The 16,104-nt window shown below is 46.0% G+C and carries 12 protein-coding genes and 1 pseudogene; all 13 read right to left on the bottom strand.

What is annotated here, in order from left to right; genetic code table 11:
- Positions 1–285, bottom strand: a 285-nt coding sequence (locus tag L5M71_RS22505; RefSeq protein WP_261729865.1) for a GTP-binding protein, incomplete at its 3' end; no start/stop codon positions are given.
- A gap of 72 nt (positions 286–357) precedes the next feature.
- Positions 358–2,454: an elongation factor G gene (gene fusA, locus L5M71_RS22510; protein WP_006083603.1), complete on the bottom strand. Its 2,097-nt coding sequence runs from the start codon at positions 2,452–2,454 to the stop codon at positions 358–360.
- Positions 2,455–2,532: 78 nt separating this feature from the next.
- A complete protein-coding gene (rpsG, locus tag L5M71_RS22515; protein ID WP_011787570.1) occupies positions 2,533–3,003 on the bottom strand; it encodes a 30S ribosomal protein S7 in 471 nt (156 codons plus the stop codon).
- Between the two features lie 81 nt (positions 3,004–3,084).
- Positions 3,085–3,459: a 30S ribosomal protein S12 gene (rpsL, locus tag L5M71_RS22520; protein WP_006083605.1), complete on the bottom strand. Its 375-nt coding sequence runs from the start codon at positions 3,457–3,459 to the stop codon at positions 3,085–3,087.
- A gap of 179 nt (positions 3,460–3,638) precedes the next feature.
- Entirely contained in the window at positions 3,639–7,856 is a 4,218-nt protein-coding gene (rpoC, locus tag L5M71_RS22525; RefSeq protein ID WP_105251033.1) for a DNA-directed RNA polymerase subunit beta', read from the bottom strand.
- Between the two features lie 84 nt (positions 7,857–7,940).
- On the bottom strand, positions 7,941–11,972 hold the full coding sequence (rpoB, locus tag L5M71_RS22530) for a DNA-directed RNA polymerase subunit beta (RefSeq protein ID WP_105251032.1): 4,032 nt from the start codon (positions 11,970–11,972) through the stop codon (positions 7,941–7,943).
- Between the two features lie 243 nt (positions 11,973–12,215).
- Positions 12,216–12,581, bottom strand: coding sequence for a 50S ribosomal protein L7/L12 (rplL, locus tag L5M71_RS22535; protein WP_105251031.1), 366 nt, complete (start codon positions 12,579–12,581; stop codon positions 12,216–12,218).
- Positions 12,582–12,635: 54 nt separating this feature from the next.
- On the bottom strand, positions 12,636–13,136 hold the full coding sequence (rplJ, locus tag L5M71_RS22540) for a 50S ribosomal protein L10 (protein WP_006083609.1): 501 nt from the start codon (positions 13,134–13,136) through the stop codon (positions 12,636–12,638).
- A gap of 268 nt (positions 13,137–13,404) precedes the next feature.
- Positions 13,405–14,106: a 50S ribosomal protein L1 gene (rplA, locus tag L5M71_RS22545; protein WP_105251030.1), complete on the bottom strand. Its 702-nt coding sequence runs from the start codon at positions 14,104–14,106 to the stop codon at positions 13,405–13,407.
- Between the two features lie 4 nt (positions 14,107–14,110).
- Complete coding sequence (gene rplK, locus L5M71_RS22550; protein WP_006083611.1) at positions 14,111–14,539, bottom strand: 50S ribosomal protein L11; 429 nt, start codon at positions 14,537–14,539, stop codon at positions 14,111–14,113.
- Positions 14,540–14,666: 127 nt separating this feature from the next.
- A complete protein-coding gene (gene nusG / locus L5M71_RS22555; RefSeq protein WP_105251029.1) occupies positions 14,667–15,218 on the bottom strand; it encodes a transcription termination/antitermination protein NusG in 552 nt (183 codons plus the stop codon).
- Between the two features lie 9 nt (positions 15,219–15,227).
- Positions 15,228–15,599 (bottom strand): preprotein translocase subunit SecE, encoded by a 372-nt coding sequence (gene secE / locus L5M71_RS22560; protein ID WP_006083613.1) that lies wholly within the window; start codon positions 15,597–15,599, stop codon positions 15,228–15,230.
- Between the two features lie 261 nt (positions 15,600–15,860).
- Positions 15,861–16,104: pseudogene (gene tuf, locus L5M71_RS22565) on the bottom strand (elongation factor Tu); the annotation flags it as partial.

Here is a 16,104-nt window from a genome sequence, read left to right on the forward strand (position 1 = left end):
ACCAGTGATCATGTTTTTAACATAGTCAGCGTGGCCTGGGCAGTCTACGTGTGCGTAGTGACGTGAAGGCGTGTCATATTCGATGTGAGAGGTATTGATCGTAATACCGCGCTCACGCTCTTCAGGAGCGTTATCGATTTGAGAGAAGTCTTTAGCTTCGCCACCGTAGGTCTTAGCCAGTACGTGAGAGATAGCTGCAGTCAGTGTGGTTTTACCATGGTCAACGTGACCAATGGTGCCCACGTTTACGTGAGGCTTAATACGTTCAAATTTAGCTTTTGCCACGATATATTCCTTTCTTTTCAGAATAGTCCAGTCAGTGCTGGACCATAATAACATTTATGTCGTAACTGGATATTAGCTACGAGATTCAATAATCGCTTTTGCAATGTTTTGCGGTGCATCAGAGTACTTCAAGAACTCCATAGAGTATGAAGCGCGACCCTGTGTAGCAGAGCGCAAATCAGTTGCATAACCAAACATTTCAGAAAGAGGCACTACAGCATGGACTATTTTGATGCCACCAAAGCCATCATCCATCCCTTCAATTAAGCCACGACGACGGTTCAAATCACCAACGACGTCACCCATATAATTTTCAGGGGTAGTTACTTCTACTTTCATGCAAGGTTCGAGCAACGCCGGATTCGCTTCAAGCGCACCCTTTTTGAAGCCCATAGAACCTGCAATTTTGAACGCCATCTCGTTCGAGTCCACATCATGATATGAACCATCGAACAGAGTGACCTTCACGTCCAACACAGGGAAGCCAGCGAGAACGCCATTCTTCATCTGTTCTTGGATACCTTTATCAACCGCAGGAATGAATTCACGAGGAATCACACCTCCCACAACAGCATTGACAAATTCGTAACCAGCGCCTTCTTCATTAGGCTCTAGTTTTAACCAAACGTGACCGAATTGTCCACGACCACCTGATTGGCGTACAAATTTACCTTCAGCTTCTACTGAAGCTCGGATAGTTTCGCGGTAGGCCACTTGTGGCTTACCTACGTTACATTCAACACCGAATTCGCGACGCATACGGTCTACGATGATGTCTAAGTGTAACTCACCCATACCCGAAATCAGAGTTTGTGATGATTCTTCGTCAGTTTCAACTCGGAATGATGGATCTTCCGCTGCAAGTTTTTGCAACGCGATACCCATTTTGTCCTGATCGGCTTTTGACTTAGGCTCAACGGCAATGGTAATTACTGGCTCTGGGAACTCCATACGTTCCAAGATCACTCTATGATCGTTATCACAAAGCGTATCACCCGTAGTCACTTCTTTTAGACCAATCGCCGCTGCGATATCACCAGCACGGACTTCTTTCAGTTCAGTGCGATCGTTTGCATGCATTTGCACCATACGACCTACGCGTTCACGCTTCTGTTTGACAGAGTTGTAAACGCCCGAACCTGATTCGAGTACGCCTGAGTACACGCGAATAAAGGTCAAAGTTCCTACGAATGGATCTGTAGCAATCTTAAATGCCAATGCAGCAAAAGGCGCATTGTCATCTGATGGGCGTTCTACTTCTTGGTCGTTCTCATCGATGCCCTTAATTGGAGGCACATCAATTGGCGCTGGCAAGAATTCAATAACCGCATCAAGTACCGCTTGAACGCCTTTGTTCTTAAATGCAGAACCACAAGTCGCTAAAACGATTTCATTATTTATAGTACGCTGACGTAGCGCCTTTTTAATTTCGTCTTCTGATAGCGTGCCTTCTTCAAGGTACTTATCCATCAGTTCATCCGAAGATTCGGCTGCTACTTCAACCAGATACTCATGCATTTCAGCCGCTTTAGCTGCTAACTCTGCAGGGATCTCCTCATAAGTGAAAGTCATACCCTGGTCTGATTCATTCCAGTTAATTGCTTTCATCTTGATTAAGTCGATCACGCCTTTGAAGTTTTCTTCTGCACCGATATTCAATTGAATAGGCACACAAGTGGCTCCAAGACGAGTTCTAATTTGCTTCACTACACGTTCAAAGTCTGCACCTGCACGGTCCATCTTGTTGATAAATACCAAACGTGGAACGCGGTATTTATCAGCTTGACGCCACACTGTTTCTGACTGAGGTTCAACACCAGATGAACCACAGAAAACGACAACAGCGCCGTCGAGTACGCGCAGAGACCGTTCAACTTCAATAGTAAAGTCAACGTGACCAGGGGTATCGATGATATTGATGCGGTGTTCAGTGAATTGAGCATCCATACCACGCCAGAATGTGGTTACCGCAGCAGAGGTGATAGTGATACCACGCTCTTGCTCTTGAACCATCCAGTCTGTGGTAGCGGCGCCGTCATGCACCTCACCGATTTTATGAGACAAACCGGTATAGAACAGAACACGTTCTGTTGTGGTGGTTTTACCTGCGTCAACATGAGCACAAATACCGATATTACGATAACGCTCAATTGGGGTTGTACGAGCCACGATTATACCCTCTCCACCAAGACCTAAGTCTTGGCAATATCAACAACTATGGTGTGGGCCTAAGCCCACACCATCATATTACCAACGGTAATGAGCAAAGGCTTTGTTAGCTTCAGCCATGCGATGCACGTCTTCACGCTTCTTAACAGCAGTACCTTTGTTTTCAGACGCATCCAGCATTTCACCTGCCAGACGTAAAGCCATAGATTTTTCACCACGCTTACGAGCAGCTTCAACTAACCAGCGCATCGCCAGTGCGTTACGACGCACAGGACGAACTTCACATGGTACCTGGTACGTAGAACCACCAACGCGACGAGATTTAACTTCGACTGATGGGCGAACGTTGTCCAGGGCTGCTTCAAGGATAACTAAATGGTTTTCGCTTTTCTTTTCAGCGACAACATCTAGTGCCTTGTAAATAATTTTTTCTGCAGTCGACTTTTTGCCGTCTTGCATAATGACGTTGATGAACTTAGCCAGCAACTCACTGTGAAACTTTGGATCTGGTAGGATTTTACGTTGTCCTACAACGCGACGTCTTGGCATAACAATTCTCCGTATGCTTCAGGGATTTCCAAAACTGGAATTCTCAAAATAAAACTAGCTTGGCCTTACTTAACGGATAAGTTAAGACTTAGGACGCTTAGCACCGTATTTAGAACGGCTTTGGCGACGTGAAGTCACGCCTGCACAGTCTAATGCGCCACGAATAGTGTGATAACGCACACCTGGTAAGTCTTTAACACGACCACCACGGATTAAGATCACACTATGTTCCTGCAGGTTGTGGCCTTCACCGCCGATGTACGAAGTAACTTCGAAACCGTTAGTTAGACGCACACGAGCTACTTTACGTAGTGCAGAGTTAGGTTTTTTAGGGGTAGTAGTGTACACACGTGTACAAACACCACGTTTTTGCGGGCACGCATTCAACGCAGGCACGTTAGTCTTGTCGACTTTTGGCGCGCGTGGCTTACGTACCAACTGGTTTACAGTTGCCATGTATAGCTCCGAGTCAGTTGAATCAAACTCAACGATAAGGTGTGAAAAATCTATATCCCACAATGGTGGGACGCGGAATTTTAGAAAGGTAATGCCTGACTGTCAAGAAATAGCCAACTTTTGCGGCATATTACAAGAAAAAAGGCGCCATAGGCGCCTTTTTATAACAAACTTATTACTTAATCTTGGCTACCAGCCAAGTTTAAGAGATCGGCCAAGTTCTGTTCGGCTTCACTTGCAGTGATCTTGTTCACTACTACAGGTTCGTTTTTCTTCGCACGCGCTTCATTACGAGTCTTGTGATAAGCGTAACCAGTACCGGCTGGGATCAGTCGGCCAACGATAACGTTTTCTTTCAGACCACGTAATTGATCGCTCTTACCACCGACGGCGGCTTCGGTCAGTACGCGCGTAGTTTCTTGGAACGATGCTGCTGAGATAAAGGATTCTGTTGCCAGAGATGCTTTAGTAATACCCAGTAGTTCACGTTCAAAGGTCGCAGGCACTTTACCTTGGGCGATCAGTTCGCGGTTAGCAATCTTCACGCGTGACACTTCAGCTTGTTCCCCTTCGAGGAAGTCAGTGTCACCGGCAGAAGTGATAAGACACTTACGCAGCATCTGACGGATGATCACTTCGATATGCTTATCGTTGATCTTCACGCCTTGCAGACGGTAAACGTCCTGTACTTCGTTCACAATGTAGTTTGCTACGTTGTGGATACCACGAAGACGCAGAATGTCGTGTGCCGCTTCTGGACCGTCAGCGATAACTTCACCACGTTCGACTTTTTCACCTTCGAACACGTTTAAGTTACGCCACTTAGGGATCATCTCTTCATAATGATCGCCGCCATCAGCAGGTGTAATCACCAAGCGACGCTTACCTTTGGTCTCTTTACCAAACGAGATGGTACCAGAGATTTCTGCCAGAATAGCAGGCTCTTTTGGCTTACGCGCTTCGAACAAGTCAGCAACGCGTGGCAGACCACCGGTGATGTCGCGAGTTTTAGACGATTCCTGAGGAATACGAGCTAATGCGTCACCCACGTTGATTTGCGCGTTATCTTCTAAGTTAACGATCGCACTACCTGGTAAGAAGTATTGTGCTGGTACTTCAGTACCTGGGATCATCAAGTCAGCACCATTAGCGCCAAGCAGACGGATCATTGGGCGCATTTCTTTACCCGCAGTACCACGCTGACCAACGTCAAGGATCACGATTGATGACAGACCCGTTAGTTCGTCTGTTTGACGTGTCATAGTGACACCGTCAATCATGTCTACGAACTTGATACTACCCGCCACTTCAGAAATGATTGGGTGAGTATGTGGATCCCAGTTAGCGATAACATCGCCCGCTTCAACAGCCGCTTCTTCTAGTTTCTCGAGCACAGTACCGTATGGCACTTTATAACGCTCTTTCTCACGACCCAGCTCGTCAATAACAGCCAGTTCAGAAGAACGAGAAACGATAACCAGTTTGCCGTCACTGTTAGTAACATGCTTAGCATTATGCAGTTTCAATGAACCCGAGTTTTTCACTTGGACATTGTTTTCTGCAGACGCTCTAGATGCCGCACCACCGATGTGGAAAGTACGCATCGTTAACTGTGTACCTGGTTCACCGATAGATTGTGCTGCCACAACACCGATGGCTTCACCGTGGTTAATAATATGACCACGAGCCAAGTCACGACCGTAACAAGCTGCACACACACCGAAATCGGTATCACAAGAAATAACAGAACGTACAATCACTTCGTCGATTGAATGCTCTTCTAACTTGTCACACCATGCTTCGTCGAGTAGCGTGTTACGTGGTGCTAATACGTCTTCAGTGCCTGGATAGAACACATCAATCGCAACCACACGACCCAGTACGCGTTCACGTAACGGCTCAACCACATCACCACCTTCAATCAGCGGTTTCATGGTTAGACCTTCGTGAGTACCACAATCGTCTTCGATAACCACTAAATCTTGTGCAACGTCTACAAGACGACGAGTCAGGTAACCCGAGTTCGCTGTCTTCAATGCCGTATCGGCTAGACCTTTACGCGCACCGTGAGTAGAAATAAAGTACTGGAGTACGTTTAGACCTTCACGGAAGTTAGCGGTAATTGGCGTTTCGATGATTGAGCCGTCTGGCTTAGCCATCAGACCACGCATACCCGCCAACTGACGGATCTGTGCGGCACTACCACGAGCGCCTGAGTCAGCCATCATATAGATGCTGTTAAACGAGGCTTGTTTCTCTTCAACACCATCACGGTTAATCACTGTCTCAGTTGACAGGTTTTCCATCATAGCTTTAGAAACTTTTTCGTTGGCACTAGCCCAGATATCGATAACTTTGTTGTAACGCTCACCGGCTGTGACTAGACCAGATTGGAACTGCTCTTGAATTTCAAGAACTTCCGCTTCTGCATCAGCAACTAAGGTGTATTTCTCGTCTGGAATAACCATGTCATCGATACCGACAGAGGCACCAGAGATGGTTGCAAAACGGAAACCGGTATACATCAATTGGTCAGCGAAGATAACAGTATCTTTCAGACCCAGTTGACGATAACAGGTGTTCAACAGTTTAGAGATCTGCTTTTTGCCCATGTTCTGGTTAACCAGATCAAATGACAAACCTGCTGGCAGAATAAGTGACAGCAGAGCACGACCCACAGTCGTATCAACGATACGGCGTTGTTCAGTGCGCTCACCATCGTCACCAATAATGGTTTCAGTGATACGAACTTTAACGCGGGCATGCAGTTCAGCAGCGCCAGTTGCGTAAGCTTTTTCAACTTCAGCAACAGACATAAATGCCATACCTTCACCACGGCCGTTAATACGCTCACGGCTGGTGTAGTACAGACCCAATACCACGTCTTGAGACGGGGTGATAACAGGCTCGCCGTTCGCGGGTGACAGGATGTTGTTGGTAGACATCATCAGGGCACGGGCTTCAAGCTGCGCTTCCAGTGTTAACGGTACGTGTACCGCCATTTGGTCACCGTCGAAGTCGGCGTTGTATGCCGCACAAACGAGTGGGTGTAACTGGATGGCTTTACCTTCAATCAGTACTGGTTCGAACGCTTGAATACCTAATCTGTGCAGTGTTGGTGCACGGTTAAGCATTACTGGATGTTCGCGGATCACTTCATCCAGAACGTCCCATACTTCCGCCACTTCACGCTCAACCATCTTCTTAGCTGCTTTGATGGTAGTAGCTAAGCCACGACCTTCTAGCTTGCCATAGATGAATGGCTTGAACAGCTCCAGTGCCATCTTCTTAGGAAGACCACATTGGTGCAGACGTAAAGTAGGACCTACAGTAATTACCGAACGACCAGAATAGTCGACGCGCTTACCCAATAAGTTCTGACGGAAACGACCTTGCTTACCTTTGATCATATCGGCCAAAGATTTCAGAGGACGCTTGTTAGAACCGGTAATAGCACGACCACGACGACCGTTATCTAATAGCGCATCAACAGACTCTTGTAACATACGCTTTTCGTTGCGTACGATAATGTCCGGCGCAGCTAAATCTAACAGACGCTTCAAACGGTTGTTACGGTTGATCACGCGGCGATACAGGTCGTTAAGATCTGAAGTCGCGAAGCGGCCGCCATCGAGCGGAACCAACGGACGTAAGTCAGGTGGTAACACAGGCAGTACTTTTAAGATCATCCACTCAGGCTTGTTGCCTGAAGTGTAGAATGCTTCCATCAACTTAAGACGTTTAGTCACTTTCTTGCGACGAGTCTCAGAGTTGATTGAAGGCAATTCTTCACGCATTTGTTCGATTTCTTTCGCTAAATCGATAGCACGTAACAGTTCAAGCACTGCTTCGGCACCCATTTTAGCTTCGAACTCATCACCGTATTCTTCTAATGCATCCAGATAAGTTTCTTCTGTCAGCATTTGGCCACGTTCAAGGCTGGTCATGCCAGGCTCGATCACGACAAATGATTCAAAATACAGTACGCGTTCGATATCACGCAGCGTCATATCCAGCATTAAGCCAATACGTGACGGCAGTGATTTTAAGAACCAAATGTGCGCAACTGGGCTAGCCAGTTCGATGTGACCCATACGCTCACGACGTACTTTAGTTTGGGTTACTTCAACGCCACACTTTTCACAAATAACACCACGGTGCTTCAAACGTTTGTACTTACCGCACAAACATTCGTAATCTTTGACTGGGCCAAAGATACGCGCACAGAACAGACCTTCACGCTCAGGCTTGAAGGTACGGTAGTTGATGGTTTCTGGCTTCTTAACTTCACCAAAAGACCAAGAACGGATCAGATCAGGCGATGCCAGACCAATTTTGATGCCGTTAAATTCTTCAGTCTTGCTTTGCTGTTTCAGAAACTTTAATAAGTCTTTCACGTTTCTCTCCTGAAGGAGTTAAACCGGGTGCTCCGCTTGCACGGAGCACCATTCTGTTTGCCAAACGCGGCTAAAGGCCTGCGCTTATGCCTGATCCAACTCGATATTAATACCGAGTGAACGGATCTCCTTCAGTAACACGTTGAAGGACTCTGGCATGCCAGGTTGCATCTGATGGTTACCGTCGACGATGTTCTTATACATCTGAGTACGACCGTTAACGTCATCCGATTTAACAGTGAGCATTTCTTGAAGCGTATAAGCGGCACCGTATGCTTCTAGTGCCCACACTTCCATCTCACCGAAACGCTGACCACCGAACTGAGCTTTACCGCCCAGTGGTTGTTGAGTCACTAAGCTGTACGAACCGGTAGAACGGGCGTGCATCTTGTCATCAACTAAGTGGTTCAGTTTGAGCATGTACATGTAACCTACCGTTACTTGACGCTCAAATTCGTTACCGGTACGACCATCAAACAACTTCAACTGACCAGAGGTTGGCAAACCTGCAAGTTCAAGCATCTGCTTGATCTCTTTCTCTTTAGCACCGTCGAATGCAGGAGTTGCAATCGGGATACCGCCTTTCAGGTTAGTCGCAAGACGTAATACTTCATCATCAGTGAATGAATCGATATCGACGCGCTGCTGCACTTCGTCACCTAATTCATAAACTTGCTTGATGTAACCACGAACTTCAGCCAGCTCACGCTGTTCTTCAAGCATCGCAGTGATCTTGTTACCAATGCCTTTGGCAGCGGCGCCCATATGGACTTCAAGTACCTGACCAATGTTCATACGTGATGGAACACCTAGCGGGTTCAATACGATGTCTACTGGGTTACCTTGTTCGTCATATGGCATGTCTTCGATTGGGCAAATCTTAGAGATAACACCCTTGTTACCGTGACGACCCGCCATCTTGTCACCAGGTTGGATAGTACGCTTAACCGCTAAGTAAACCTTAACGATTTTGAGTACGCCTGGCGCCAAGTCATCACCTTGGGTGATCTTGCGACGTTTGATTTCAAACTTCTTATCGAAGTCAGCTTTCAGCTCTTCATGCTGTTCAGCTAATTGCTCAAGTTCAGTTTGTTTTGCTTCATCATCAATGACTTGAACCAATACATCTTTACGTGGCAACGCAGCAATTTGCGCTTCAGTGAAACCAGCACCGATTAACAAGTTACGCGCACGGCTCAATACACCTTCTTCAAGGATCTTGAACTCTTCGCCTAAGTCTTTACGAGCTTGGGCAATGTGCATCTCTTCGATTTCAACTGCACGCTTGTCTTTTTCAACGCCGTCACGGGTAAATACCTGTACGTCAATGATAGTGCCCTTAACAGAGTTAGGAACACGCAGTGAACTGTCTTTAACGTCAGACGCTTTCTCACCGAAGATAGCACGGAGTAACTTCTCTTCTGGCGTTAGCTGTGTTTCGCCTTTTGGCGTCACTTTACCAACCAGAATATCGCCACCCTTCACTTCTGCACCAATGTAAACGATACCTGACTCGTCGAGTTTCGACAGAGCAGATTCACCTACGTTTGGAATATCAGCCGTAATTTCTTCGCTACCCAGTTTGGTATCACGAGCAATACAAGACAGCTCCTGAATGTGGATAGTGGTGAAACGGTCTTCTTGCGCTACACGCTCAGAAATTAAGATCGAGTCTTCGAAGTTGTAACCGTTCCAAGGCATGAATGCGATACGCATGTTCTGGCCAAGGGCTAAGTCACCTAAGTCAGTAGACGGACCGTCTGCTAACACGTCACCACGAACGACTGGCTCACCAACAGCACAACAAGGGCGTTGGTTAATACAAGTGTTTTGGTTAGAACGGGTGTATTTAGTCAGGTTATAAATGTCGATACCGGCTTCGCCTGGACGCAGCTCATCTTCATTTACTTTAACAACGATGCGGCTCGCATCAACGTAGTCGACAAAACCACCACGTTTAGCAACAACCACAACACCAGAGTCAACAGCCAAAGTACGCTCAATACCAGTACCAACTAGCGGCTTTTCAGAGCGCAGTGTGGGTACGGCTTGACGTTGCATGTTCGCACCCATCAAGGCACGGTTAGCATCGTCGTGTTCTAAGAACGGGATCAGTGACGCAGCAACAGAAATAATCTGTTGTGGCGAAACATCCATATACTGGATGTCAGCAGCGCGCATAAAGGTCGATTCACCTTTATGACGACAAGCAATTTGCTCTTCTGCCATACGACCGCTAGCGTCAACTTCGATGTTCGCCTGTGCAATCACATAACGACCTTCTTCGATTGCTGACAAGTATTCCACTTCGTCAGTAATCACGCCGTCGATAACCTTGCGGTATGGCGTTTCTAGGAAGCCGTAAGAGTTAGTACGGGCAAAACTTGCTAATGAGTTGATTAGACCAATGTTTGGACCTTCAGGGGTCTCAATTGGACATAAACGACCATAATGCGTTGGATGTACGTCACGGACTTCGAAGCCTGCACGTTCACGAGTCAAACCACCAGGGCCAAGTGCAGAAATACGACGCTTATGCGTTACTTCTGACAGCGGGTTGTTTTGGTCCATGAATTGTGACAGCTGAGAAGAACCGAAGAACTCTTTCACTGCAGCAGAAATTGGCTTAGCGTTGATCAAGTCTTGTGGCATCAGCTCATTCAGATCGCCTAAAGACAGACGTTCACGCACGGCGCGCTCAACACGGACTAAACCAACACGGAATTGGTTTTCAGCCATTTCACCGACGCTACGAATACGACGGTTACCTAAGTGATCGATGTCATCGACTTCGTCGAAACCGTTACGGATATGAATGATGTTCTTCATTACCGCGACGATGTCTTCTTTAGACAATACACCGCTACCTTCGTCATCAGGAATGCTGAGACGACGGTTGAACTTCATACGACCTACTTTAGACAGGTCATAACGCTCTTCACTGAAGAACAAGTTCTGGAATAGTGCTTCGGCAGCATCTTTGGTTGGTGGCTCGCCAGGACGCATCATACGATAGATCTCAACCAGCGCTTCTAAGCGGTTAGTGGTTGAATCGATACGCAGCGTATCTGAAATATAAGCACCATGATCTAACTCGTTGATATACAACGTGCTGATATCTTTAATACCGGCCAATGATAGTTTAGCCAGATCTTCTAAGCTAATTTCACTGTTGGCAGAGACTAAAACTTCACCTGTGTCCGGATCGATATAATCTTGAGCAGCATATTTGCCCACGATATATTCAACTGGCACTTCAAGCTCAGTGGTATTAGTCTTTTCTAACTGACGAATGTGACGCGCAGTAATACGACGTCCCGCTTCAACCAGTACAGAACCTTCAGCATCCTTAATGTCATAGCTGGCAGTTTCGCCACGCAGACGTTCAGGCACCAAAGACATGACCAGAGTATCTTTCTTGATCTTGAACTCAACGCGTTCGAAGAACAGATCGAGGATCTCTTGAGTAGAATATTCTAATGCACGTAACATGATGGTCGCAGGCAGTTTGCGGCGACGGTCAATACGCACAAATAGTGCATCTTTAGGATCGAATTCAAAGTCAAGCCATGAACCACGGTAAGGAATAATACGTGCGTTATACAGCACCTTACCTGATGAGTGGGTTTTACCACGGTCATGATCAAAGAACACGCCTGGAGAACGGTGTAATTGAGATACGATTACACGCTCAGTACCGTTGATAACAAAAGTACCGTTATCCGTCATCAATGGGATATCACCCATGTAGACTTCTTGTTCTTTAATATCTTTTACTGTGCCCGCCGCTGCTTCACGGTCATACAACACCATGCGTAATTTAACGCGTAGTGGAGCTGAATACGTAACACCACGGATCTGACACTCTTTCACATCAAAAACAGGCTCGCCAAGCTTATAGCTGACGTATTGCAGTTCTGAGTTACCAGAAAAGCTCTTGATGGGAAAAACGCTACGGAAGGCGGCTTCTAAACCGCGCTCACCGGTAGGATCTTGATCGGTGAACTTCTTAAAAGAGTCTAGCTGGATAGACAATAAATAAGGGATATCCAAAACTTTTGGACGCTTACCAAAGTCTTTGCGAATACGCTTCTTTTCAGAATAGGAGTAAACCATGGGTTTCCTCTGCTTACGAGATGTGACCAAGACTGAATAAATAACTTAAGTTATTAAAATTCAGCACGTTTGCCCATCACCGTTGATGGCAAGAACCTAACCAGTAATCTCTGCTAGGGACTGCAAAATTTGGCGACAAACGGTGAAAAAAAATCGCCAGCGCATATAGCGCAAAAAAGGCCGACGGTTAAAAAACCGCCAGCCTCCACCCAAGTGGCTTGGGTGAGCAAGCTAAATAATAGCTTACTTAATTTCTACAGAAGCACCAGCTTCAGTAAGTTCTTTCTTCAGAGCTTCAGCTTCTTCTTTAGAAACGCCTTCTTTAACTGCTACTGGAGCAGCTTCAGACATAGCTTTAGCTTCTTTCAGGCCTAAACCAGTTGCGCCACGGATGGCTTTAATAACTGCAACTTTGTTGTCGCCGTGAGCAGTCAGAACTACGTTGAATTCTGTTTGTTCTTCAACAACAACTGCTTCTGCACCGCCAGAAACAACAGCAGCAGCGGCAGAAACGCCGAACTTCTCTTCCATAGCTTCGATCAGTTCAACAACTTCCATTACAGACATAGCTGCAAAGGCTTCTAAGATTTGGTCTTTAGTGATAGACATAACAAATGTTTCCTATTGTTCTGAATTCAATTTTATTAAGCAGCCAGCTTGAAATTAAGCGGCTTCTTGTTTTTGATCGCGCAGGGCGGCCAGTGTACGAACGAACTTGCCAGCAGATGCTTCTTTCATAGTCATCATTAACTGAGCTAGTGCTTCTTCGTATGTTGGCAGTTTCGCCAAACGATCAATTTCAGCTGCAGGGATGAAATTCCCTTCAAAGGCTGCGCCTTTAACTTCGAAGTTAGCTTGTTCTTTAGCAAAGTCTTTTAACAGACGTGCTGCAGCACCTGGGTGCTCTAAAGAAAAAGCAATCAAAGTTGGGCCAGTGAACGTTTCTGCTAGGCACTCAAAAGCAGTACCTTCAACAGCACGACGAGCTAGCGTGTTACGTACTACACGTACATATACACCAGCTTCGCGAGCTTTTTTACGCAGACCGGTCATAGCACCTACAGTCACACCGCGAGAATCAGCGGCAACTGCAGATAGCGCACCTTTGGCAGCTTCGTTGACTTCAGCAACAATCGCTTTTTTGTCTTCGAGTCTTAATGCCATTGGCTTTACTCCTGGATTCTACCTAGGGTATTCCCTAGTATTTACCATACTAAATACTTATGTATTTAGTGACTTACGGTGCAGATTATCCAGTAAAAAATTTTAGCTGGGGCCTGACACCGTCTACGCAGGAAATTAAGTTATTTTTACAAAAAACACCTGCGGTCTTGGACGGAAACCTGAGTTAAACTCCGCCTAAACGAGAGATAAAACAGGCTTCAACCCACAAAGTGCGCGCATTATAGACTAATGCACCCGCTTTGTAAAATTATAGAGTTGTTTCAAGCGTAGCTTGATCAACTGCAACACCTGCACCCATAGTGGTAGAGATGCTGATCTTTTTCACGAAAATGCCTTTAGCAACTGCAGGCTTAGCCTTTTTCAGTGCTGACACTAACGCTTCCAAGTTTTCTTTCAATTGAACTGGTGTGAAATCCACTTTACCGATAGTAGTGTGGATAATACCGTTCTTGTCGTTACGGTAACGAACTTGACCCGCTTTGGCGTTCTTAACAGCTTCAGCAACGTTTGGCGTTACTGTACCTGTTTTAGGGTTAGGCATTAAACCACGTGGGCCTAAGATTTGACCTAACATACCAACAACGCGCATTGCATCTGGAGATGCGATAACTACGTCAAAGTTCATTTCACCGGCTTTGATTTTCTCAGCCAGATCATCCATACCAACTAGCTCAGCGCCAGCAGCTTTAGCAGCTTCAGCATTTGCACCTTGTGTAAATACTGCAACGCGAACGTCACGACCAGTACCGTGTGGCAACACTGTTGCACCACGAACGTTTTGGTCAGATTTACGTGGGTCGATACCCAGGTTAACTGCTACGTCTACACTTTCAACGAATTTTGCAGTTGCTAATTCTTTTAACAGAGCAACAGCTTCGTTGATATCGTAGCTTTTAGTACCGTCAACTTTTTCGCGAATTACGCGCATGCGTTTAGTTAGCTTTGCCATTATATTAATCCTCTACAACCAAACCCATTGAACGCGCAGTACCTTCGATTGAGCGAGTCATCGCTTCAATGTCAGCACCAGTCATATCGGCAGCTTTCAGTTCAGCAATTTCTTGAACTTTAGCGCGAGCGATAGTACCCACTTTCTGAGTGTTTGGACGTGGAGAACCTGATTTCAGGCCTGCAGCTGTCTTCAGTAAGTAAGACGCTGGAGAAGTCTTAGTTTCAAAAGTGAATGAACGGTCACTGTAAACAGTGATCACGACAGGAATAGGCATGCCTTTTTCCATTTTTTCTGTACGGGCGTTAAACGCTTTACAGAATTCCATGATGTTCACACCTTTTTGACCCAAAGCTGGACCAACTGGTGGTGATGGGTTCGCAGAACCGGATTTTACTTGTAGCTTAATATAAGCATCAATCTTCTTTGCCATCTGACATTTCCTCAGTTTGGGTTCAAACGCGCATCAGCGACATGCTGACATGCTCCCCCGAAAACAACGGGTGCGAATTATATAGAAATTCGCACCCGTTGCCAAACGGATTTTGTAGTTTATTTAATCAGCCTTTTTCAACTTGACTAAAATCAAGTTCAACAGGCGTAGAACGACCAAAGATCATCACTGATACTTTCACGCGGCTCTTGTCATAATCCACTTCTTCAACGGTACCGTTAAAGTCAGCAAATGGACCATCACACACACGTACCACTTCACCAGGCTCAAATATGGTTCTATGAGTCGGTGACGCTGTCGTTTCTTGTAAGCGACGCAGAATTGCATCAGCTTCTTTATCTGAAATTGGGGCAGGACGATCAGACGTTCCGCCAATAAAGCCTAAAACACGCGGGATGCTTTTGACTAAATGCCAGCTGTCATCGTTCATTTCCATCTGGACTAACACATAGCCAGGGAAAAACTTACGTTCGCTCTTGCGACGCTGACCTGCACGCATTTCGATGACTTCTTCAGTCGGAACCAATACTTCACCGAAGTATGCTTCCATGCCATGCATTTTAATATATTCAATCAGTGACTTACAAACTCGGCCTTCATAGCCTGAGAATGCCTGCACTACATACCATCTTTTTTTAGCTTCTTTAGCTTCAGTCATTCGAGGTGCCTATACGCCAGTGATAAAATTGACAATTCGCATTAACACAGCATCCATACCCCAAAGGATAAGAGCTAAGATACCTGTTGCTGCAAGGACAATAAAAGTGGTGTTTAGCGCTTCTTGACGCGTCGGCCATACAACCTTGCGCACTTCGATATGCGCTTCACGGGCAAAAGCTAACGCTTTTTTACCTTTTACAGTCTGAAGCGCAATAAAACCAGCAATAGCGAATGCAACGATAACACTAAGCGCACGTATGACGGCACTGGCTTCGCTATACATTTGATTGCCAATAACAGCAGCGGCTAGCAATACAATCACTAAACCCCACTTCACGATATCCAGAGAATTGTTCTGGTTTTCAGTATTTGTTGTCATCGGTTTTTCCGTTACTCAATACGGCCTGAGCTTAGAGCACATTAATTGACGGGCATAATCCCACATCACTCTGCATTTCCGAACACCCTTAGAAACGCAAAATAGCATAAGCTCAGGGTCAAAAATCGGCCATAGATTGTATTCTTATTCGACTTTGTAAGCAAGGATGCGAATCCCATGCAAACCACAAAACCTATGAAATAATCCACTTAAACAAAAAAGGAAGCCGAAGCTTCCTTTTCAAACTAATTTCTACCGCAATTAAGCGATGATTTTAGCTACTACACCAGCACCAACTGTACGACCACCTTCACGGATTGCGAAGCGTAAACCTTCGTCCATCGCGATTGGGCAAATCAGAGTCACTACCATTTTGATGTTGTCGCCAGGCATTACCATCTCTACGCCTTCTGGCAGTTCGATAGTACCGGTTACGTCAGTTGTACGGAAGTAGAACTGTGGACGGTAGCCTTTGAAGAATGGAGTGTGACGTCCGCCTTCTTCT

This window comes from Shewanella sp. SW1, from assembly GCF_025653545.1.
GTDB classification, from domain to species: domain Bacteria; phylum Pseudomonadota; class Gammaproteobacteria; order Enterobacterales; family Shewanellaceae; genus Shewanella; species Shewanella oncorhynchi.

What these genes read in the sequence shown, in the direction of transcription:
- rplL (WP_105251031.1), bottom strand. Translation starts at nt 12,581, where the DNA reads ATGTCTATCACTAAAGACCAAATCTTAGAAGCCTTTGCAGCTATGTCT.
- rplJ (WP_006083609.1), bottom strand. Translation starts at nt 13,136, where the DNA reads ATGGCATTAAGACTCGAAGACAAAAAAGCGATTGTTGCTGAAGTCAAC.
- rplK (WP_006083611.1), bottom strand. Translation starts at nt 14,539, where the DNA reads ATGGCAAAGAAGATTGATGCTTATATTAAGCTACAAGTAAAATCCGGT.
- rpsL (WP_006083605.1), bottom strand. Translation starts at nt 3,459, where the DNA reads ATGGCAACTGTAAACCAGTTGGTACGTAAGCCACGCGCGCCAAAAGTC.
- rpoB (WP_105251032.1), bottom strand. Translation starts at nt 11,972, where the DNA reads ATGGTTTACTCCTATTCTGAAAAGAAGCGTATTCGCAAAGACTTTGGT.
- rpsG (WP_011787570.1), bottom strand. Translation starts at nt 3,003, where the DNA reads ATGCCAAGACGTCGCGTTGTAGGACAACGTAAAATCCTACCAGATCCA.
- nusG (WP_105251029.1), bottom strand. Translation starts at nt 15,218, where the DNA reads ATGACTGAAGCTAAAGAAGCTAAAAAAAGATGGTATGTAGTGCAGGCA.
- rplA (WP_105251030.1), bottom strand. Translation starts at nt 14,106, where the DNA reads ATGGCAAAGCTAACTAAACGCATGCGCGTAATTCGCGAAAAAGTTGAC.
- secE (WP_006083613.1), bottom strand. Translation starts at nt 15,599, where the DNA reads ATGACAACAAATACTGAAAACCAGAACAATTCTCTGGATATCGTGAAG.